The following is a 20962-nucleotide window of genomic DNA, read 5'->3' as shown; positions in this document are numbered from 1 at the left end:
AGTGTTCACTCGTCGCTCCTGGCGCGGAGGTCGGCGAGCGCCTCGGTGCAGGCTTCGATCAGCGCGACCGCGCCCGCCTCGTTGGTGAACAGGTCCAGGCCGAGCCCGCCGCCGATGGACAGTTCGATCTCGTCGGGGCGGACGCTGTATTTGATCGGGCAGTCCTCGGTGAAGTCCGCCCAGGCCTTGACGGTCACGGTGTCCATGATTCCTCCCGGGTGTTGCACGGTGTAGTCAGCCCGCTGCTCTAGGCTGTCCTTGTTTGACCTGTTGAGAACACCGGTGTGTTATCAACACTGTGTCCTCATGTTAGGGACTCTTGTGTCCGCAGGGCAGGCCCCGATCGGGTGGTGTCGGAAGGAGAACGCTGTGGCCATCGGAGTGCAGACGATCCCGCGAGTGTTGCTCGGCGAAGCGCTGAAGCAGCTTCGGTCCGACGCCGGGGTGTCGATCGACGCGGCGGCGAAGGCGGTCGGCAAGGACCGGCCCCGGCTGGTCAAGGTGCTCGACGGCACCGCGACGCTGTCCACCGAGGAACTCGGGGCGCTGGTGGACTTCCTCGGCGCGAAAGAGCCGACGCGCTCGGAGGTCCTAACGCTCGGGATCGAGGCGCGGAAGCGCGCGACGAGCAGCCCGTACATGGACCTCGCGCCCGGTTCGTACCGGCGCCTGGCCTGGCTGGAAGCCATCGCGAAGGACATCTGGGACTACCAGAAGGGCGTCTACCCGCTGCCGATCCAGTCTCCCGAGTACGCCGAAGCGGTATTGACGGGTGGTGACGGAATCTGGTGGGACGAGACCGGAAATGTCAAAGCCAATCTGGTGGCGTTCCGGCTGGAGCGGCAGCGCTTGCTCTTCGAGACGGAGACGCCCAAGCGCATCGAGGTCATGTTCACCGAAGACGCCTTGGTGGCGGAGGTCGGCGGCCCGGAGGTCATGCGCGGGCAACTCGCCCATGTACTCGAACTTGACCGTTCGAGTGGTGCCGCTCGATGCTCGTGACAGTCCGGCATCCAGTGGTGGACTGAAGATGCTGCGTTTTGGTGATGCACTTCGCCCGATAGGGTTTCTTCCGACGGTCTACGGGCCTTCGGTCTACCTCGACCAGGTTGAGGACACTGAGCGGATCCTCCGTGCTTTCACCAAGTTGCGGGACCTGGCCCTGTCGCCGTCGCAGACCCGAGCGTTCCTGAAGAAGAAGCTGAAGGAGAGCACCTGATGCGGGACAGCGGCTGGTTCAAGAGCAGCTACAGCAGCGGCAACGATGACGCCTGTGTTGAGGTGCGCTGGTTCAAGAGCAGCTACAGCGGCGGTGGCAATGACGAGTGCGTTGAGGTGGCGATCTCGGCGACCGTCGGCGTCCGAGATACCAAGGACCGGGATTCCGGTGCCCTGGACCTGCCGGTCACGGCCTGGGAGGCGTTCCTCACCCGGCTGGCATGACGTCCATCACGTGGACTTCAGCTCCCGCCCACCGGGACCAACCAGGTAGCGTGCCTTCACTACCGATCCGAAGATGGGAAAGGACCGGGCATGTTCCGCAAGGTGCTGGTCGCCAACCGTGGTGAGATCGCCATCCGCGCATTCCGCGCCGGGTACGAACTCGGTGCGGGCACGGTGGCCGTGTTCCCGCACGAAGACCGCAACTCACTCCACCGGCTCAAGGCCGACGAGGCCTACGAGATCGGCGAACCGGGTCACCCGGTCCGGGCGTATCTGTCCGTCGAGGAGATCGTCGCGGCGGCCAAGAAGGCCGGGGCCGACGCCGTGTACCCGGGCTACGGCTTCCTGTCGGAGAACCCGGATCTGGCCCGCGCCTGTGAAGAGGCCGGGATCACGTTCGTCGGCCCGACCGCGGACATCCTGGAGATGACCGGGAACAAGGCTCGCGCGGTGAAGGCCGCGCGCGAGGCCGGGGTCCCGGTGCTCGGTTCCTCCGAGCCGTCCTCCGACGTCGACGCGCTGGTCGCGGCTGCCGAGGAGCTGGGTTTCCCCGTCTTCGTCAAGGCGATCGCGGGTGGTGGCGGGCGCGGTATGCGGCGGGTCACGGACCCGAAGACGCTGCGCGAGTCGATCGAGGCCGCCGCGCGGGAGGCCGAGTCGGCCTTCGGCGACCCGACGGTGTTCATCGAGAAGGCCGTTGTCGAGCCGCGGCACATCGAAGTCCAGATCCTCGCCGACGGCGCGGGCAACGTCATCCACCTCTACGAGCGTGACTGCTCGGTGCAGCGGCGGCACCAGAAGGTCGTCGAGCTGGCCCCGGCGCCGAACCTCGATCCCGAGCTGCGGGACCGGATCTGCGCCGACGCCGTCAGCTTCGCGCGGCAGATCGGCTACCGCAACGCCGGCACCGTCGAGTTCCTGCTCGACAAAAACGGCAACCACGTCTTCATCGAGATGAACCCGCGCATCCAGGTCGAGCACACGGTGACCGAAGAGGTCACCGACGTCGACCTCGTGCAGTCCCAGCTGCGGATCGCGGCCGGGGAAACCCTCGACGACCTCGGGCTTTCGCAGGACAAGATCTACCTGCGCGGTGCCGCGCTGCAGCTGAGGATCACCACCGAGGATCCCGCCAACGGCTTCCGCCCGGACACCGGGATGATCAGCGCGTACCGCTCGCCGGGCGGCTCGGGCATCCGGCTCGACGGCGGCACGGCGTTCTCCGGCACCGAGATCAGCGCGCACTTCGACTCGCTGCTGGTCAAGCTCACCTGTCGCGGCCGCGACTTCAAGACCGCTGTCGGCCGCGCGCGGCGCGCGGTCGCCGAGTTCCGTATCCGGGGCGTCTCCACGAACATCCCGTTCCTGCAGGCGGTCCTCGACGATCCGGACTTCCGCGAAGGCCGGGTCACGACGTCCTTCATCGAGGAGCGGCCGCACCTGCTCACCGCGCGTCACTCGGCGGACCGCGGCACGCGCCTGCTGACGTACCTCGCCGACCAGACGGTCAACAAGCCGCACGGCGAGCGGCCGCGGACGCTGGATCCGCACCTGAAGCTGCCGAAGCTGGCGAAGGACACCGAAGCGCCCGCCGGGTCGAAGCAGAAGCTCGACGAGCTGAAGCCGGAGGGCTTCGCGCGCTGGCTGCGGGAGTCGCCGAACATCGGCGTCACCGACACGACGTTCCGTGACGCGCACCAGTCACTGCTCGCGACGCGAGTGCGCACGAGGGACCTGCTGGCCGTCGCGCCGATCGTGGCGCGCACGATCCCGCAGCTGCTGTCGCTGGAGTGCTGGGGCGGCGCGACCTACGACGTCGCGCTGCGCTTCCTCGCGGAGGATCCGTGGGAGCGGCTGGCGCAACTGCGCGAGGCCGTCCCGAACATCTGCCTGCAGATGCTGCTGCGCGGCCGCAACACCGTCGGTTACACGCCGTATCCGACCGAGGTGACCAACGTCTTCGTGCAGGAAGCGACGAAGACCGGCATCGACATCTTCCGCATCTTCGACGCGCTCAACGACGTCGAGCAGATGCGCCCGGCGATCGAGGCCGTGCGCGAGACCGGGACGGCCGTGGCCGAGGTGGCGCTCTGCTACACCTCGGACCTGTCCGACCCTGGCGAGAAGCTGTACACACTGGACTACTACCTCAAGCTCGCCGAGCAGATCGTCGGCGCCGGGGCGCACATCCTGGCCATCAAGGACATGGCGGGCCTGCTGCGCGCGCCCGCCGCGGCGAAGCTGGTCACCGCGCTGCGCAAGGAATTCGACCTGCCGGTGCACATCCACACGCACGACACCGCGGGTGGCCAGCTGGCCACCTACCTCGCCGCGATCAACGCGGGCGCGGACGCGGTCGACGGCGCGGTGTCGTCGATGGCGGGCACGACTTCGCAGCCTTCGCTTTCGTCCATTGTGGCCGCGACGGACCACTCGGACCGCACGACCGGGCTCAGCCTGGACGCGATCGGCGAGCTCGAGCCGTACTGGGAGAGCGTGCGGAAGATCTACGCGCCGTTCGAGGCCGGGCTCGCGTCGCCGACCGGGCGCGTGTATCACCACGAGATCCCGGGCGGGCAGCTGTCGAACCTGCGGACCCAGGCCGTCGCGCTCGGGCTCGGCGACCGGTTCGAGGACATCGAGGCGATGTACGCGGCAGCGGACAAGATCCTCGGCCACCTGGTCAAGGTCACCCCTTCGTCCAAAGTGGTCGGTGACCTCGCGCTGCATCTGGTCGGCGCGGGGGTTTCGCCGGAGGACTTCGAGGCGGAGCCCAACAAGTTCGACATCCCCGACTCGGTGATCGGCTTCCTGCGCGGCGAGCTCGGCGACCCGCCGGGCGGCTGGCCGGAGCCGTTCCGCACCAAGGCGCTCGAGGGTCGCGCGGAGCCGAAGCCGGTCGCGGAACTGTCCACTGAGGACCGTGACGCGCTCGCGTCCGAGCCCCGCGCCACGCTCAACCGGCTGCTGTTCCCCGGCCCCACGAAGGAGTTCGAGGCACACCGGGAGGCCTACGGCGACACGAGTGTGCTGCCCAGCAAGGACTTCTTCTACGGCCTGCGGCCGGGGGAGGAGTACTCGGTCGACCTCGAACAGGGCGTCCGGCTGCTCATCGAGCTGGAGGCGATCGGCGAGGCCGACGAGCGCGGCCTGCGCACGGTGATGTCCTCGCTGAACGGCCAGCTGCGGCCTATCCAGATCCGCGACCGGTCCATCGCTTCGGACATCCCGGCCACGGAGAAGGCCGAGAAGGGCAACCCGAAGCAGGTCGCGGCGCCGTTCGCCGGGGTCGTCACGCTGCAGGTCGCCGAGGGTGACGAGGTCGAGTCCGGTGCCACGGTCGCGACGATCGAGGCGATGAAGATGGAGGCCTCGATCACGGCGTCGGCGGGTGGCAAGGTCGGCCGCCTCGCGATCAACGCCGTCCAGCAGGTCGAAGGCGGAGACCTCCTGCTGGTTCTGGAGTAACGGTGGGCAGCTGAAGGTCGCCTTCAGTGCGTTGAGCGCACCAAAGGCGACCTTCAGCTGGTCTAACGCACCAAGGGCGACCTTCAGCTGCCGCCCTCCCGGGTCTGGTGAACTCCGCTAGGCTTGATCCTCATGCTGATCAACGCGGTGCCGCAGCGGCAGGGGGCGGTGAGCCCGCGGGCGGGCGAGCTGCCCGGTGGGTGTCTCGCACTCGCCGAGCTGGCCGGGCACGTCTTCGGTGAGCCGGTGCACCACATCCGCCAGACCCAGCTGACCTCCGCGCTCGTCGGCGGCGTCGCGAACCGGGAGGTCCTGCTCGGCGAGAACCGCGCCGCCCAGCTCGCCGCGCTCGAAGCGCCCGGCGGCCCGGTGCTGACCGTCGGTGGTGACTGCGGGGTCGAGTTGATCCCGATCAGCGTCGCGCGTTTCCGTTACGGCGCAGGGCTCGGCGTCGCGTGGTTCGACGCGCATCCCGATCTCAACACCGCCGAAACCTCGCCCTCGGGCGCCTTCCACGGCATGGTCCTGCGTTCGCTGCTCGGCGAGGGCGACCCCGACTTCGCCGCGAGCCCCGCGCTGGAACGTGGCCGCGTGGTGCTCGCGGGGGCCCGCGCGTTCGACGACGCCGAGCGCGCCGCGATCGAGCGGGGACTGGTGGTGCGCGCACCCGCCGTCGCGAACGTGCCCACGGCATTGCGCGAGTCCGGTGCCGAGCGGATCTACCTGCACCTCGACCTCGACGTGCTCGACCCGGCCGAGTACGCCGGGCTGAACTACCCCGAGCCCGACGGCCTCTCCCTCGACGAGCTGATCGAGGGCCTGCACGCCCTGGCGGAGTTCGAGGTCGTCGGCGCCGGGATCACCGAGTGCGTCGGCACCGACGTCAAACTGCTCGAACCGGTGCTGGAAGCCGTCGCGGCCCTGCTCAAAACCACCTGACCCCGTGTCTGGATTGCCGTCACGCCAGCGGGTGAACATGATCATCGCGACGAATACGGCCACTGTCGGCAGCTGGGAGAGCAGGAAGGACTCGCTGACCTGGCTGGGCGGGTAGTGATTCCGGGGTGCGCGACTCGTCCATTTGTACGAAAACCACCGGCTAGGTGGCCGGTGAGTTGTCATCCTTGACGGGTCATGCTGTGTGAACTTGTCACAAAGTTGACAAGAAATCGGTTTCTTCTGCGGGAGGTGACACGTTCGGGGCTAGTTTTCCGATGTGTCGGGTGTCACCCCTCGATGATCGCGGGGTGGCGGCGGACCCACGGGGCGGGTCGGTCCTGGGCGGAGCAAGGGAGCTGCGATGTCGTTGGAGCGCGCGATCGACCACGGTGCGCCGCCAACCGCAGGGCCACTCACGGCACTGCCCCGCAAACTCGCCGAGATCCTGCGGCCCGAGCTGAGCAGTTTGTCCGCGGAGATCGTCGAAGAGATCAGGGCGACCATCCCGGCCTACGCCCGTCCGCTCGACGGGCCGTACGGCAAGTCGATCCGCGCCGGGGTGGAGTACGCGATCACCCTGTTCGTGGCCCAGATCGCGGATCCCACGGTGTCGAAGGAACAGTCCCACGAGGTACACCACCGGCTGGGGCAGAACGAGATGCGGGAGGGCCGCAGTCTCGACACGCTGCAGTCCGCCTACCGGGTGGGCGCGCGGGTCTCCTGGCGGCGCATCATGCGGGTCGGGCGGCGCAGTGGACTGTCCTCGGCCGTGATGTCCCAGCTCGCCGACGCGATGCTCGGCTTCATGGACGAGCTGGCCTCGGTGGCGCTGGACGGCTACCTGGAGGCCAAGGCCCGCACCGCTGGCGCGCTCGACACCTGGCGGCGCAAGCTCCTGCACCTGATCTTCGAGATCCCGCCCGCCCCGGCCAAGGCCATCGCCGAGCTGGCGCAGCTGACCGGCTGGCCGGTGCCCGAGCAGGCGTCGCCGATCGCGCTGCAGCCGCTGAGCGAGACCGGGTACCCCCGGCGGCACGCCACCCTGGACGCGGACGTGCTCGGCGAGTTCGAGGGCTTGGAACCCCGGATCCTCGTGCCCGGCCCGGTCAGCGGCGCCCGGCTCGCCACGCTGCAGGCCGCCCTGCCGGACTACCGGCTGTCCATCGGCCCGTGTGTCCCGCTCGACCAGGTGGCCGATTCCCTGCGCTGGGCCCGCGGCGTGCTGGCTTTCGCCGACCGTGGGCTGATCCCGGCTCGCCGCGTGATCCGCGCGGAGGACCACTTGTCGACCCTGCTGGTCAACTCCGACCCCGGCCTGATCTCGACGCTGCGCGCCCGGCTGTTCGCCCCGCTGGCCGAGATGACCGACAAGCAGCAGGAGCGGTTGCTGGAGACGTTGCGCGCGTGGCTGGACAGCCAGGGCAATGTCGTCGACATCGCCGAACGGCTCGAGGTCCACCCCCAGACCGTGCGGTACCGCATGCGCCAGCTGCAGGCCACCTTCGGCGAGCGCCTGCGCGACCCGGCCGCCCGCTTCGAGCTGGAACTGGTGCTGCGCGCCGGAACGGCCGTGTCACCGGCGCCGGGCGAGCCGTGGGCGGGTTACCCGGTTGGTGAGCTGCTGCCAGGGCCGCGCAAGGTCCAGTCCAGCCCGCAGCGGATGTCCGGTTAGCCGATCGGCAGTGCGGGTGTGAAGGTGCGCTCCTGGGCGGGTCGAACGGTGCAGGTGAGGCCGAACGCGGTCCAGGTGCCGTTGGTCCGGTGGAACTCGGTCGCCAGTGAGAACTGGGTCGCCAGTGAGAACACGATCGGTCCGGTGGTGCCCGCGATGAAACCCTGTGACGCGCCGGTGACGCCGAAGGTCGCTGGGCCGCCGGGGCTCCAGATCGCCGCCGGGATCGTCCCGGTGCCGCTGAACGTCGGGGTGGCGTTCACCGCGGTGATCCCGATCGCCCCGTAGCCTCGGACGCCGTCGTAGCCCAGCGAGGTCAGCAGGCTGTGCACCGCGGCGGAAAAGGTGACGGTGCCGCTGATCCCGGTCAGGGAGAAGGTCGCGCCCGTGGACACCGAATCCGGTCCGGCCGCTCCTTCCGACATGGTGACCGGCCGCGTGCCGACAGCGGGGAACGCGCAGGAGTACCCGACGGCGGGACCCGGGTGAAAAGTCGTGACCGCCTGGGCGAGACCCGCGCCGAGACCGGTGGCGAGGATCGGGACGCCGAGCAGGATCGCGAGCCTTCTTGCCTTGTGCCCCATGGGTTCCACTCCTTTGTGGCCGCTGTCAGCCCGCCGGCGGCACCGGCACGGGGCAGTTGTTGTGGTCCGGCTCCTGGCAGCCCGAGGTCGGGTACACGGCGATGACCGCCGTCGACTGGTTGCCGGGGCCGGAGGACAAGCCGGTCAAGAGCGAGTCGAGTGGTTCGGTGGCCCCGCAGCCCGCGAAGCCCGGCAGGACGAAGCCGCCGTTCGGCACCGTGCTGATGGTGCCGCCGCCGTTGAACGCGTCGAACGGCCCGATGAGGTCGAGGGAGACCGGTGTCGCGGTCCTGCAGTCCGGCCCGACGTCCAGCGTGACCCCGTTGACCTTGACCGCGCTCAGCCGGACCATCACTTCGAGATGGGTGCTCAGGATGCCACCGACCACGTTGCCCACGAGCGGGATCGCCTTGGCGCCCTCGTGGTACGTGACGGGCAGGAACTCCGCTTTCGCTTCCAGGGGAACGAAACCGAAGTTGAGCGCCCGCAGCGGGGCGGGCTGGAAGAACGCGTCGCCGGTGACGATCGCGTCGCCGGTGTTGATGTTCACGTTGTACACGCCGCCCAGCACCGCGCCGGGGCTGGTGGTCGCGACGGCGCCCAGTTTGCGCACGGTCGACGTCGTCACCAGCTTCATCAGCCCCAGCGCGACGGGGTAGTAGTCGGGGTCCTGAGGCACGTCCTGGGTGCTTACCCCGCCCTGTCCCGGCGCCGGCTGCTGTTTCCCGCCGGGCTTCGCCGACAAGGGCTGGACCAGGACGGAGCCCAATGCCGGGTCCTGGCCGGGGTCCAGCGCGCAGGTGAGCTGCGGGACGGCGGGGGCGGGCTCCGCGGGAGCCGACGGGGCAGGCGAGGCAGTGGAGGTGGGTGCCGCCGGGGTGCCGGTCAGGGCGAGCACGGGCGCGGCGAGGCCGTAGTTCAGCAGCCCGGGGTTGGTCAGCACCAGGCTCGGAGTCTCGCCGGTCGCGGTCAGGACGAGGTCGCCGGTCGCGGGCAGCGGTGCCGTGGCGACGGTCAGGGAACAGGCATGACCTGTTTCTTGCCGTTCTGTTCGCCGCCGAGGTCCATCCGCAGGGAGCCACCGACCGCGCCGCCGTCGCCGGCGAGCGCCTTCGCCACTTCGGGCGGCAGAGTCAGTTTCACCGTGAAGCCGGTGATTTGTGTCTTCTTGCCCACCGTCGCCGAACTCGGCAGGGTGGCGGTGGTCTCCAGTGAGATCGGCCGGGCGCCGAGCGGATCCGCGAACGGACAGGTGCTCGTCAGGGTCCTGGTCACCTGATGGCCCTCGGCCTTGTCCGGTGAACCGCCCGGATCGGTGGCCGCGGACCCCACGCCGGTCGTCGCGGCCAGCAGGCCGATCGCCGTCACCGCGGACAGAGTCCTCGCCCGTGAGCCGACTCGACGTGTCATGGAAATCCCGGTTCTCTCACTTGAGGTGGCCCGGGTGGTGGCGGCCGCCACCACCCGGGCCCGTACGGGTGACTTGGTGGTCACGTTGGGAAGTCTGCCGAACCTCCCAGCGCAACCACTTAGGAGATGATCGCGGCCGGGCTGAACGAGGTGTTCTGCGCCGGGTTCGTGACCTTGAGTGTGCAGTTCATCGTGTACGGCGTCCAGCTGTTGTTGGACGTCTTGTGGAACTCGAGGTTCGCCGTCAGCGAGCCGCCGAGCGCCAGCGTCGCCGAGCCCGCCGCGGCCGGGGCCGTGTAGTTCGGGACACTCGACGTGGCGACCTGCGAGATGACGACCGTGATCGGGCCACCCGTGGGATAGATCGTCTGCGGGATGTTCAGCCCGGTGGCGGCGGGCTGTGACAGGGTCCCGGCGGACGCGGTCACCGGAACCGTTGCGGTGCCGCGAATGCCGTCGTAGCCGACCGAGGTGAGCAGTGCGTGCACCCCGGCGCTGATGGTGGCGGTGCCGCCGACGTTCGACGGGGTCACCGTCGTGCCGTGCGGGATGGTGTCCGGTGCGTCGAGATGCGCGTTGACCGCCACCGGCTGTGCCGAGATGGCGGGGAACGTGCATTGGTAGGTGAGCGGGGTCGGGTTACCGGCCTTGTAGGTGATCGTGGCGGCCGAAGCGACCCCCGCGGTGAGCACGGCGACGGCCCCCATGATCACGCCGGTGGTGGCCATGCTGGCCGACAGCTTTCCGAGTCGGGACATACCTGTCATCTCCTTTGATCCAGTTTACGTCTCGGCAGTCGGCTGCTGGTGCGTTGGCGAACACAGCTCGCCCGCGAATTGCCTGCCCGCATTTCGCCGGGCGGGGAGGGAAGGTGTGTGACAATACAGCCGAACCTTGACCCCCCCACCTGCCGGAATTGAGGTTACCCGCGAGTTGTGTAGGTAACAACCCTTCGACTCGTCGGCCGTTCGGGTGTGCCCGCTTGACCGGTTTTGTTGTCTTTCGATGCGTAACCGTGGGAAGGTCTTTGTCGTTCGGTGACAAAGAAAGGCCCGGGTGGCGCAATTCGGCGGGCGGCCGGTCTACCATTTGCGATCTTGGACGCGCAACCAGCGTAAATGCGGAAGAAAAGAGACTACCGTGCCGGGTACTTTCGGTTATCGACGGGCAGCAAGACGTGGCGTCGTTATCCTGGCCGTGGCGGCTTCGCTCACGCCACTGCCAGGCCTCGCCTCGGCCGCGCCCGGGGTCGGCGGGGTGATCGGCTGGGGGAGCATCGACTTCGGCGTCAACCCCGTGCCGCCCTCGGTGGCGTCCGGGATCTCCGCGATTTCGGCGGGCAGCCTCGACGTCCTCGCGCTGAAGAACGGCGGGGTGATCGTCTGGGGGGACAACAACTTCGGCCAGACGGAGGTGCCAGCCGCGGCCACTTCCGGCGTCAGCCAGATTTCCGCGGGGTGGGCGCACGCGCTCGCGCTGAAGAACGGCAAGGCGCTGGCCTGGGGGAACGACTGGTACGGCCAGTCGGAGGTGCCCGCGGCGGCGACGTCGGGTGTCATCGCCGTCGCGACCAGCGCGTTGCACAACCTCGCGCTCAAACAGGGCGGTTCGGTGCTCAGCTGGGGTGCGCGGACCGACGTCCCGGCCGCGGCCTCCGCCGGGGTGACCGCGATCGCCGCGGGCGGGGACCACAGTCTCGCGCTGAAGAACGGCGGCGTGCTGGCCTGGGGCAACAACACCTACGGCCAGGCGAGCGTGCCCGCCGCGGCCACCTCGGGTGTCACCGCGATCTCCGCCGGGTACCAGCACAGTCTCGCGCTGAAGAACGGCAGCGTGCTCGCCTGGGGCCGCAACAACCACGAGCAGGCCACGGTTCCGCCCGAGGCGGCGTCCGGGGTGATCGGGATCGAAGCCGGCTGGTACCACAACCTGGCGTTCAAGGCCGACGGCCGCTACGTCGTCTGGGGTTCGGACGCCTCACAGGAGAGCGACCCGTTCACCTGCGGCCCGGTGTTCGGCGTCTCCGCCGGAGACCGCAGCACCTTCATTCTCAAGCCCGATCCCACCGCGCCCTGCTGACCCGACGGACCTGGTGGGGTGCCCGGTTTCCCAGGCGCCCCACCAGGTTCCGGCTCAGCTGGTCTTCGGGGTCAGGTCCAGGGAGATCGTGTTGTCCGGCCCCGAGATCAGCGCGCCCAGCGCGATGTCCGCGATGAAGCAGTTGCCGAACTCCGGGATCGTGAACGAGCCCTTGACCGTGATGGACGGGCCGAAGATGTCCACGTCCTTCGCGATGAGGTTCAGGTCGATCGGCCTGACCGTCCGGCAGCTGCCGGGGATCGTCGGCAGCGGGATGACCGGCACGATCGGGCCCGCCCAGATATCGCTGATCTCCATGTTCGCCGTCGCGTGCGTGTTGAGGTCGCCGTTGGCGATCGTGCCGGTGACCGGTGCGGTCGGGATGATCTTCACCCTGGCCTTGATCCGGAACAGCCCGGAGACCAGCGAGATGTTGGCCTGCGCGGTCGGCAGTGTCAGGTCGGCGCGCAGCCCGACCGAGCCCGTCTGGTCGTCGATGAGCAGTGAGCCCGCCAGCGCGCCGGGGCCGAGTTTCAGGGTGCTGCCGGTCTTCTTGACGACCGTGCTGCCGCTGACCCCGTACGCCACCGGGATCTCGAGCACATCGGCGGACGCGGGAACAGCGGTGACCAGGCCGAGCGCCACGGTGGCCGCCGCGGTGAGCGCGGTCAGCCTGGCGAGCCGTCCACCGGTCTTTTTCGAGCGCAGCGAACTAAGCATGTCAACTCTCCTTTGAGTGATACTGCGGTTGCTTCTTCGGAGCCGGTCGAATTCAGCGAGGAATGAGATCGGTGATCAGCCAGCCGCCGCTGCGGCGCTCAGCGGTCACCGAAAGCTGCGCGGCGGCGGTGCTGGTGGAATTGTTGTCCACTCGCGTGGCGGATTGATCGAGAAAGACGAGAAGTCGCGCGTTGTCGCCGTCGAGTTCCTGAACGGCGGACGTGACCACCCGAGTGGTCAGCACCAGTTTCTGTTGTGGCGCCTTTTCCTGGACCTGGGCGAACAGCTGGTGATAGGTGTCCAGTGCTTTGCCGCGAAGAACGGCATCGGCCGCCTTCTCGGTGACCCCGGTCTTGTCGTAGGAATAGGAGAAGACCTTGTTCAGCGCGAGGGTCACCGCGGACGTGACCTCCGCCGTGCCGCCGACGTCGGTCAGCGCGCGGTTGGCCGAGGCGGGGGTCGACGCCGCCGACGAGGCCGCCACGGTGAACCAGGCGCCTGCCCCCGCCAGCACCACCGCGCCTGCCACCAGCAATGCGGGCAGGCGCGTCTTCCATCGCCCGCGCGCGGGCGGTTCCCCGGCCGCTTCGGGCGTTTCCGTCTCTTCGACGGCCTCTTCGGGCTCGTCGAGCCCTTCGGGCGTCTCCACGGTCTCAGTGCTGCTCACGCCGCCCCCACCGGAATCTGGTCGAGCGCGCTGAGCTTCCAGCCCGCCTCGGTGCGGGTCAGCTGGGCGGCGAACCGGTTGCGCTTGGTCGCCGGGGCCACCTTGTCCTTGGCGACGGTGATCTCCACCGACGCCAGCATCTTCGCCGTGCCCGCGTGCTCGTCCAGTTCGCTCAGCGCGGCGTCGAGCACCTTGCCGGTGGACACGGCCGCGTCCGCGGCGAGTGTCTTCTTGGTGGCGTCGTCGGTGCGGGCGAGCTGGTCGTGCAGCGGGCCGGTGGAGGCGTCGAGCCAGCGGGCGATCCCCTGGTCGACCTGGTGGTAGTCCAGGCTGCTCAGCCGCGCGACGAGTTCCCGCCCGGTCTGCAGCGCTTCGTCGCGCGCGGTGCCGTAGGTGACGGCTTCGGCCCGGCTCGCGGTGAACCAGCTGAACCCGCCCCAGCCCGCGAACACCGCGGCGGCGACGAGCACCGCCACGGCCGCGGCCAGTGGCTTGTTCCTGAGGTTCTTCAGTCGGTTCAGTGGCCCAGCCACAGCATCTCCCCGAGACTCGTGGACGTCTGCTGGCCCGACGCGCCGAGCGGGCCCGTCAGGGTGCCCGGCTTCGCGGCCGCCGGAACGCCCGCGTGCGGAGCGTTCTGCGACCCGCGCACCGAGCTCGGATCACCGGATTCCAAGGTGCACCTCGCGTCCGTGTTGAACGGCATCGGCGACACGTCCGCGCTGCCGCGGTACGCCGTGCTGCCGTACCCGGCGCGGCACGGCAGCGGGTCGTAGAAGGTCAGCGCCAGCCCCAGTTTGGCGGCCGGACGCGCCGAGCCGTCGGGGTTCGTCACCGCCGGGGCCACCGCCGCGACCGCCTTCGGCTGGTTGACCAGCAGCTGCTCCAGCCCGTCGGTGCGCGCGGCGAACACCTGCGAAGTGGTGAGCAGGTTCGCCAGCAGGATCGGCAGGCCGGGGTTGTTCTCCCGCAGCAGCGCGCTGAGCTCGGTCGACGCGGGCGGCGCGGCGGCGATCAGCTTGCGCAGGTCACCGTCCGAACCGGCCAGCTGCGCGGCGAAGAGCTTCGCGTTCGAGCTGAAGGACCGCCAGGCGCTCGACGAGTCGGCCTGGGTGCGCAGGACGGTCGCGCCGTCGTCGATCAGCTTGACGGTCTGGGGCAGGTGCTGCGACGCGGACTGGGTGAACGAGCTCGTCGAATCGAGTAGCACCTGCAGGTTCGGCCCGGCGCCCGCCAGCGCGTTGTCCAGCTCGTCGACCACCGTGCGCAGGTCCTGGGTGGGCACGGACGCGGTCAGCGAATCGAGGTTGGTCAGCAGGTTCTGCACCGGCAGCGGCAGCGTGGTCGACTCGCGCGGGATGGTGGAGCCCTCGTCGAGGTAAGGCTTGTCCCCGGTGCGCGGCTGCAGGTCGACGTACTGCTCGCCGACGGCCGAACGGTTCGCCACCACGGCCTGGGAGTTGACCGGGATCGGCGGGGCCGAGCCGTTGATGAGCAGATCGGCCTCCATCCCGGTGTCGGTGAGCCGCAGTTCGCCGACCCGGCCGACGGCGACCCCGCGGTAGGTCACCTCGCCGTTGGTGAACAGCCCGCCGCCCTCGCTCAGCTCCAGCCGGACGGTGTAGCCGCTGTTGCCGAACAACCGGCCGAGACCGGCGTAGTTCGCGCCGACGAACGCCGTCGTCGCCAGCGCGATGATCACGAACGCGATGACCTGGATCCGGACCCTGGTGGTGAGCATCAGTTCCCTCCCGCGCCGGTGGCGGGCGTCGTGGTGACAGGGCCGCTGGGCGGCAGCGGCAGCACCGGCAGTCCCGGCGGCACGCCCTCGCCCGGCGGCGGCAGGGTGACCCCTGGCGCCGGGATCATCGAGGCGTAGACGTTGAGGTAGTCGCCCTTGATGGCGGGCAGCACCGCGTCGGTGAACGGGAAGGTGACCAGCAGCTCCAGCGACTTCGGCAGGTACTCCTTCGCCTCGGCGAGCTGGCTCAGTATGGGTGAAAGCGCCTTCAGGTCGGCGACCAGGTCCGCGCGGCTCTTGCTGATCACGTCGGTGGCCACCCCGGACAGCTGGTCGAGCGACTGCAGCATGGTGACCAGCTGGGTGCGCTGGTCGGACAGGGTTTTCAGGCCGGGGGTGAGGTCGGTGAGCGCCCCGGCGACCTGGTCGTCCCGCTTGGCCAGCGTCGACGAGAGCTTGTTGAGCCCGTCGAGCGCCGCGGTGATGTCCGAGCGGTGGGTGTCCAAATCGGACACCAGGGTGTCCACTCCGGACAGGAAGGACCGGATCTGGTCCTCATTGCCGGTCATCACCTTGGACAGCTCGCGGTTGATCGTCTGCAGCTGGCCGATGCCGCCGCCGTTGAGCAGCAGGGAGAGCGCGCCGAAGATCTCCTCGAACTCCGGGTTGCGGTTGGTGCGGTCCAGCGTGATCACCGCTTTGTCGGCGAGCCGTTCCCGCGGTTTCGGCGCTGTCGAGTCGGCGGCGGCCAGCTCGATGAACTTCTCGCCGAGCAGGCTCGACTGCCGCAGCCTGGCGACGGCGTTCGCGGGCAGCACGACGTCGCCGTTGACGGCCAGCACCGTCTCGGCCGTCCAGCCGTCCTTGCCGAGCTGGATCTTCTCGACCCGCCCGACCGGCACGTCCCCGACCTTCACCGCGGCCTGCGGCACCAGGTCCAGCACGTCGGCGAACTGCACCGTGATGTGCAGGGGGTGGTCGCCGATGTCCGCGCCACCGGGCAGCGGCAGGTCGTAGACGCCCTTGAACTCGCCGGCACAGCCGCTCAGGGTGAGGCAGCAGACCGCGGCGAGGGCCAGCGCCCTGCGTGTCCGGTTCACTTGCCACCTCCCTGCGCGGTGTAGGTGGGGCCGCTGGCAGGCAGGGGCAGCGGCGCGTAGTCGAGCAGGTCCGTGCGGGCTTGCAGGGTCCCGGTCGCCGGGTCGATCTTGTCGAGCACGTTGGTGACCGCGAGCGGCGCCGTGTCCAGCGCCTCGGCCAGCGAGGCCCGCTTGTCCACCAAGGTCTGTGTCGAGATCGCCAGGTTGTCCACATTGGACTTGATCAGCCCGCGGTTCTTCCTGATGAAGTCCTGGATGTCCGCCAGCGCGCTGCCGAGCGAGGTGAGCGCCTTGCCCAGCTCCTCCCGGTTCTGCGACAGGTTGGCGGTGACCGACGCCAGCTGCTGGTTGACCTGCGAGACCTGGCTGTCGTTGGTGGCCAGCATGGTGGTGAACTTCTGCAGCTCGTCGACGCTGGCGAACAGGTCGTTCGAGTTCCCGGCCAGCGTCCGTGCCAGCTCGGCGAAGTTGCGCACCGAGTCGTTGAACGGCTTGCCGTTGCCCTGCAGGTTCTGTGCCCCGGTCTTGAGCAGGTCCGACAGCGCGCCGTTCGCGTTGGCGCCGTTGGGGCCGAGCGACTTCGCGAGCGTGTTGAGGCTGGCGTAGAGCTGGTCGAGTTCCACCGGGGTCCCGGTGCGCTCGACGCCGATCACCGCGTTCCCGGGCAGCCGGGGGCCGCCGCGGGAGAGCTTGGAGAACTGGACGTACCGGTCCGCGACCACACTCGGCGCGACCACCAGCACGTTCGTGTCCTCGGCGATCCCGACCGAGCTGTCGAGCGTCATCACGACCTCGACCTGCTCGCCGCGCGGGGTCACCGACTCGACCTGGCCGACCTTGACGCCGAGCAGCCGCACGTCGGAGCCACTGTAGACGCCGACGGCGCGGGAGAAGTACGCCGTGACGCGGTCCTGGCCGCTCCCGGAGAAGATCCACCAGAGCCCGCCCATGACGACCAGCGCGAGCACCACCGCGACGGTGACGTACCGGCTCAGCCGGACCTGCGTACGGGTCGAGGTCATTTGCCGCCCCCGGTCGACTTGGGTGGGGTGCACGGGTCGCGGTTCTCCGGCAGCAGCCCGCAAAGGTAGGAGTCGATCCAGCGGCCGGCGCCCAGCGAGTTGTTGACCACCCGGAAGTACGGCCCGGCCAGCGTGAGGCTCTTGGCCAGGTTGTCGTTCTGCCGCCGGAGGATGTCGGTGACGGTCTTGAGCTGCGCCAGCGCCGGGCCGAGCGCGTCGGTGTTGTCGGCCACCAGGCCGCTCAGCTGCGCGCCGAGGCTCTGCGCGCCGGTGAGCAGGTCGTGGATCGCCTGCTTGCGGTGGTCCAGCTCGGTGAGCAGCAGGTTGCCGTCGCTGATGAGCTTGTCGAAGTCGTCGTTGGAGTTCGCCAGCGTGGTGGTGATCTTCCGCGCGTTCGCCAGCAGTTCCGCGATCTCACTGTCCCTTGAGGACACTGTCTTCGACAGCGCGGTGAGCCCGTCCAGCGCGCTGCGGACGTGCGCGGGCGAGTTCTTGAACGTCTCGCTGATCGTGGTGAAGCTGTCCGCGAGCTGCTTCGTGTCGATCGCGCCGACGGTGTCGGCCAGCCCGTTGAACGCCTCGGTGACGTCGTAGGGGGTCACCGTGCGGTCGCGCGGGATCGCGCTGCCCGGGTCCTGGACGCCGTCACCGGTGGGGTGCAGGGAGAGGAACTTGCGGCCCAGCAACGTCTTGATCTTGATCTCCACCGAGGTCCGGTCGCCGACCCAGGCGTCCTTGACGCGGAAGCGGACCAGTACGTGGTCGTCGGCCAGCGAGACGTCGCGCACCTCGCCGACCTTGATCCCGGCGACCCGAACCTCGTCGTCGGTCTGCAGCCCGGCGGCCTCGGAGAACTCCGCTTCGTAGGTGGTGCCGGAGCCGACGATCGGCAGGCTGTCGTAGTTGAGCGTGGCGGTGAGCACCGCCGCGACGACCACGCTGCCGACCACGCCGAGCACCAGCGGATTGCGTTCCTTGAAGGATTTCACGAGCCGCACCTCGCCGCGGTCTGCCGCACGACGCGCGGGGGAGTGGACTGCAGCACCGCGGAGCACAGGTAGAAGTTCATCCACGAGCCGTAGGAGCCGATCCGCCCGATGCCTTCGAGCTTCGGCGGCAGGTTGGTGAGGAACCTGTCCAGATCGGCGCCGGAGTCCTTCGCCAGGTGGCCCGACACCGCGCCCAGTCCGGCGATGCTCTGCTTCAGCGGGTCGCGCACGTCGCCCAGCAGCCCGGAGGTCGCGGTGCTGAGGTCCCCGATGCCGGAGATGGCGTCGCCGATCGCGGCGCGGTCACCGGCCAGTCCGCTCACCAGCTGCCGCAACGTCGAGACCAAAGTGGACAGTGAGTCCCCCTTGCCGTTCACGGTCTTGAGCACCGAGTTGAGGTTGGTGATGACCTCGCCGATCACCTTGTCGCGCCCGGCGAGGGTGGAGGTCAGCGATCCGGTGTGCGAGAGCAGGCTGTCCACGGTGCCGCCTTCGCCCTGCAACACCTGGACGATCTCGCCGGAGAGCTGGTTGACGTCGTTCGGGGAAAGCGCCTGGAACAGCGGTTTGAAGCCGTTGAACAGATCCGTGAGGTCCAGCGCCGGGGTGGTGCGCTCCAGCGGGATCTCGCCGCCGACCGGCAGGTAGTCCGTCTTGTTCGTGCCGCGCTCCAGCGCGATGTAGCGCTGCCCGACCATGTTGCGGTACTTGATGACCGCGCCGACGTCGGCGGGCAGGCGGCGGTCCTTGTCCAGCGAGAACCGCACGTGCGCCACGTTGTGGTCGGCGACGTCGAGCTCCTCGATCTGGCCGACCCGGACGCCGGAGATGCGCACGTCGTCGCCGACGTTGAGCGCGGTCGCGTCCAGGAACTTGGCTCCGTAGAGCTCGGAATCGCCGAGCCCGGTGTTCGTGATGGACAGTGCCAGCAGGACGGTGGCGACGGTCGTGACGAGGATGAAGATCAGGCTCTTGATCAGCGGGCGGACGAAGTTCCTCATTTGAGCGTCACCTCCGTCCCGCGGTAGAGCGGGCCGACGAGCACGCTGCTCCAGCCGGCCACGCTGCCGGTCGGCACGCCGAGTTCGGGCGCCACCAGCGTGGCGATGAGCTCACGTTCCTGCGGGGAGTTCGCGACGCCAAGGTCGCCCTGGCCGCCGGGCAGCAGCGGGTGGGCGGTGGCACCGGGTGCCGCCGCGGCCGTGCCGGGTGAGGGCCAGACCCCGCTCGGGTAGCAGCGCGGGCCGCCGCCGGCGTTGTACACGGGATCGTCCTTGCCCGGCACGTATTTGCCGCGTGACTGGGTGACGGTGATGTCGGCGTGCATGCCCGGCTGGTTCGTGCCCTTGCCGAGCACGGTGTCCATCGGGCCCTTCAAGGCGGCCAGCGCCTGGAGCGTGCAGGGGAAGCTGGGTGAGTACTTCGCCGCGACCTCCAGCGGCGCGCGGCTGTCCGCGGCCAGCGAGATCAGGTTGTCGTGGTTGTTGACCAGGAATGTCTTTACGTCCTGTGCCGACGCGGACACCTGCTGGTATACGTTCGCCAGGTCCGCGCTCTTGTCGTGGACGGTGTTCAGGGTGACCGCCGACGAGGTGAGCGCGTCGAGCAGGTCGGGCGCGATGTCGCCGTAGAGCCTGCTGACGGTCGCGAGGTCACGGAGGTTGTCGTTGAGCTTCGGCAGGCTCGGGTTGAGCTCCTTGAGGTAGTCCGACGCCGTTGACAGCGTCTGCCCGAGCTGCGCGCCCCGGTCCTGCAACGCCGTCGAGACCGCGGTGAGCGTGGTGGCGAGCTTCTGCGGCTGCACGGCTTTGAGCAGCGGCAACAGGTTGTCGAACACGCGCTCCAGCTCGATGGCGTTGGCCGAGTGGTCCTGGTCGATGACGGAGCCGGAGGTGAGTTTCGGCGCGTACGCCGCATTGTCCGGAATGGACAGTTGGACGTACCGTTCGCCGAACAGCGTCTTGGGCACCAGCAGCGCCGAGACGGTGGTGGGGAGCTTGCCGACCTTGTCCGGCTCCATCGCCAGGTCGAGCTCCGCGCCGGCCGGGGTCGCGCGGACGGCGGTGATCTCGCCGACCTTCACCCCGCGGGCCTTGACCTCGCCGCCGGGGATGAGCTGGTTGCCGACCCGGTCCGCGCGCAGCGTCACCGGGATCGAGGTGACGAAGTCCTTGTCGTAGATCTTGATCGACAGCGTCACGAAGGCCGCCATGACGACGAGGAACAGCACTCCCGCGGTCCGGACTTTCGCCTTCTTCCGGGTTTCCTTCCTCATCCGGCGACCTGCACGGTCGTGGTGGCGCCCCAGATCGCGAGGCTGAGGAAGAAGTCGAGCACGCTGATCGCGACGATCGCGGTCCGGACCCCCCGGCCCACCGCGACGCCGACCCCGGCGGGCCCGCCGCTGGCGCGGAAGCCGTAGTAACAGTGCGCGAGAACCACCACGACGCTGAACACCAGCACTTTCAGGAAGGACCACAACACGTCGCCGGGTGGCAGGAACAGCAGGAAGTAGTGGTCGTAGGTGCCCGCGGACTGGCCGAAGACCCACACGGTGATCTGGCGCGACGCGAGGTACGACGTCAGCAGGCCGATCGCGTAGAGCGGGATGACCGCGAGGAACCCGGCGATCACCCGCGTCGTCACCAGGTACGGCACGCTGGGGATGCCCATCACCTCGAGCGCGTCGATCTCCTCGGAGATGCGCATCGCGCCCAGCTGCGCGGTGAACCCGCAGCCGACGGTCGCGGACAACGCGAGCCCCGCGACCAGCGGCGCGATCTCGCGGGTGTTGAAGTAGGCGGAGACGAACCCGGCGAACGCCGAGGTGCCGACCTGGTTGAGCGCGGAGTAACCCTGGAGGCCGACGACCAGGCCGGTGGCCATGGTCATCCCGATCATCACGCCGATGGTGCCGCCGATGACCGCGAGTGCGCCGCTGCCGAAACTGACTTCGGCGAGCAGGCGGACGATCTCCCGCAGATAGCGCCGTAGCGCCCGCGGCACCCAGCCCAGCACCCGCAGGTAGAACAGGATCTGGTCGCCGAGGGTGTCGAGGAAGCCGAAGCGACGGTCGATCGCCTCGCGGACCCGCGTCGTGCGTGTCCCTGGTGCGGTGGTCACCACGG

Annotated in this window: 20 protein-coding genes and 1 pseudogene; 6 read left to right on the top strand and 15 right to left on the bottom strand. The window is 69.1% G+C overall.

Features of this window, described 5'->3' with window-relative positions; translation table 11 throughout:
- Positions 1–5 precede the first annotated feature (5 nt).
- Positions 6–206, bottom strand: a complete 201-nt coding sequence (locus tag QMK34_RS00380; RefSeq protein WP_326409980.1) for a hypothetical protein — start codon at positions 204–206, stop codon at positions 6–8.
- A 100-nt stretch (positions 207–306) separates the two neighbouring features.
- Between QMK34_RS00380 and QMK34_RS00375 the strand changes: the two are divergent.
- The 5 genes and pseudogenes from QMK34_RS00375 (at position 307) to QMK34_RS00355 (ending at position 7522) form a co-directional block, all read left to right on the top strand.
- Positions 307–1219, top strand: a pseudogene (locus QMK34_RS00375) (helix-turn-helix domain-containing protein).
- Positions 1219–1443, top strand: coding sequence for a DUF397 domain-containing protein (locus QMK34_RS00370; protein WP_326409978.1), 225 nt, complete (start codon positions 1219–1221; stop codon positions 1441–1443). The pseudogene QMK34_RS00375 and the gene QMK34_RS00370 overlap by 1 nt, the downstream one beginning before the upstream one ends.
- A 90-nt stretch (positions 1444–1533) precedes the next feature.
- Positions 1534–4911 (top strand): pyruvate carboxylase, encoded by a 3378-nt coding sequence (locus QMK34_RS00365; protein WP_326409976.1) that lies wholly within the window; start codon positions 1534–1536, stop codon positions 4909–4911.
- 132 nt (positions 4912–5043) lie between these two features.
- Positions 5044–5850 (top strand): arginase family protein, encoded by an 807-nt coding sequence (locus tag QMK34_RS00360; protein ID WP_326409974.1) that lies wholly within the window; start codon positions 5044–5046, stop codon positions 5848–5850.
- Positions 5851–6211: 361 nt separating this feature from the next.
- Positions 6212–7522: a PucR family transcriptional regulator gene (locus QMK34_RS00355; RefSeq protein WP_326409971.1), complete on the top strand. Its 1311-nt coding sequence runs from the start codon at positions 6212–6214 to the stop codon at positions 7520–7522.
- Here QMK34_RS00355 and QMK34_RS00350 read toward each other — a convergent pair.
- The 4 genes from QMK34_RS00350 to QMK34_RS00335 form a co-directional block, all read right to left on the bottom strand.
- Positions 7519–8106: a DUF6801 domain-containing protein gene (locus QMK34_RS00350; protein WP_326409969.1), complete on the bottom strand. Its 588-nt coding sequence runs from the start codon at positions 8104–8106 to the stop codon at positions 7519–7521. The genes QMK34_RS00355 and QMK34_RS00350 overlap by 4 nt on opposite strands.
- Positions 8107–8131: 25 nt before the next feature.
- A complete protein-coding gene (locus QMK34_RS00345; protein WP_326409967.1) occupies positions 8132–9049 on the bottom strand; it encodes a hypothetical protein in 918 nt (305 codons plus the stop codon).
- 71 nt (positions 9050–9120) lie between these two features.
- Positions 9121–9474 (bottom strand): DUF6801 domain-containing protein, encoded by a 354-nt coding sequence (locus QMK34_RS00340; protein WP_326409965.1) that lies wholly within the window; start codon positions 9472–9474, stop codon positions 9121–9123.
- Between the two features lie 161 nt (positions 9475–9635).
- Positions 9636–10274 (bottom strand): DUF6801 domain-containing protein, encoded by a 639-nt coding sequence (locus tag QMK34_RS00335; RefSeq protein ID WP_326409963.1) that lies wholly within the window; start codon positions 10272–10274, stop codon positions 9636–9638.
- A 430-nt stretch (positions 10275–10704) separates the two neighbouring features.
- Here QMK34_RS00335 and QMK34_RS00330 point away from each other — a divergent pair, with 430 nt between their 5' ends.
- The gene (locus QMK34_RS00330) at positions 10705–11595 is read left to right on the top strand and encodes an RCC1 domain-containing protein (protein ID WP_326410229.1); all 891 of its coding nucleotides are present in this window, start codon (positions 10705–10707) and stop codon (positions 11593–11595) included.
- A gap of 54 nt (positions 11596–11649) precedes the next feature.
- Here the strand turns inward: QMK34_RS00330 and QMK34_RS00325 are convergent, their stop codons facing one another.
- From QMK34_RS00325 to QMK34_RS00280, 10 genes are read right to left on the bottom strand one after another with little or no spacing between them, the layout of a single operon-like run.
- Positions 11650–12315 (bottom strand): hypothetical protein, encoded by a 666-nt coding sequence (locus QMK34_RS00325; RefSeq protein WP_326409961.1) that lies wholly within the window; start codon positions 12313–12315, stop codon positions 11650–11652.
- A gap of 52 nt (positions 12316–12367) precedes the next feature.
- Positions 12368–12982 (bottom strand): hypothetical protein, encoded by a 615-nt coding sequence (locus QMK34_RS00320; RefSeq protein ID WP_326409959.1) that lies wholly within the window; start codon positions 12980–12982, stop codon positions 12368–12370.
- Positions 12979–13470 carry a hypothetical protein gene (locus QMK34_RS00315; protein WP_326410227.1) on the bottom strand — a complete coding sequence of 164 codons (492 nt, stop codon included), beginning with the start codon at positions 13468–13470 and terminating at the stop codon, positions 12979–12981. The genes QMK34_RS00320 and QMK34_RS00315 overlap by 4 nt, the downstream gene beginning before the upstream one ends.
- Before the next feature lie 29 nt (positions 13471–13499).
- Positions 13500–14723 (bottom strand): MlaD family protein, encoded by a 1224-nt coding sequence (locus QMK34_RS00310; protein WP_326409956.1) that lies wholly within the window; start codon positions 14721–14723, stop codon positions 13500–13502.
- Positions 14723–15823 (bottom strand): MCE family protein, encoded by a 1101-nt coding sequence (locus tag QMK34_RS00305; protein ID WP_326409954.1) that lies wholly within the window; start codon positions 15821–15823, stop codon positions 14723–14725. Before QMK34_RS00305 ends, QMK34_RS00310 begins: the two co-directional genes overlap by 1 nt.
- On the bottom strand, positions 15820–16845 hold the full coding sequence (locus QMK34_RS00300) for an MCE family protein (RefSeq protein WP_326409950.1): 1026 nt from the start codon (positions 16843–16845) through the stop codon (positions 15820–15822). Before QMK34_RS00300 ends, QMK34_RS00305 begins: the two co-directional genes overlap by 4 nt.
- Positions 16842–17834: an MCE family protein gene (locus tag QMK34_RS00295; RefSeq protein ID WP_326409948.1), complete on the bottom strand. Its 993-nt coding sequence runs from the start codon at positions 17832–17834 to the stop codon at positions 16842–16844. The genes QMK34_RS00300 and QMK34_RS00295 overlap by 4 nt, the downstream gene beginning before the upstream one ends.
- Positions 17831–18835 carry an MCE family protein gene (locus QMK34_RS00290; RefSeq protein ID WP_326409946.1) on the bottom strand — a complete coding sequence of 335 codons (1005 nt, stop codon included), beginning with the start codon at positions 18833–18835 and terminating at the stop codon, positions 17831–17833. The genes QMK34_RS00295 and QMK34_RS00290 overlap by 4 nt, the downstream gene beginning before the upstream one ends.
- Positions 18832–20109, bottom strand: coding sequence for an MCE family protein (locus tag QMK34_RS00285; RefSeq protein ID WP_326409944.1), 1278 nt, complete (start codon positions 20107–20109; stop codon positions 18832–18834). The genes QMK34_RS00290 and QMK34_RS00285 overlap by 4 nt, the downstream gene beginning before the upstream one ends.
- Complete coding sequence (locus QMK34_RS00280) at positions 20106–20960, bottom strand: MlaE family ABC transporter permease (RefSeq protein WP_326409942.1); 855 nt, start codon at positions 20958–20960, stop codon at positions 20106–20108. Before QMK34_RS00280 ends, QMK34_RS00285 begins: the two co-directional genes overlap by 4 nt.
- Positions 20961–20962: the final 2 nt, after the last annotated feature.

It is taken from the genome of Amycolatopsis sp. H20-H5 (genome assembly GCF_035828755.1).
Lineage (GTDB): Bacteria > Actinomycetota > Actinomycetes > Mycobacteriales > Pseudonocardiaceae > Amycolatopsis.
This window is presented reverse-complemented; position numbering and strand designations above follow the sequence as displayed.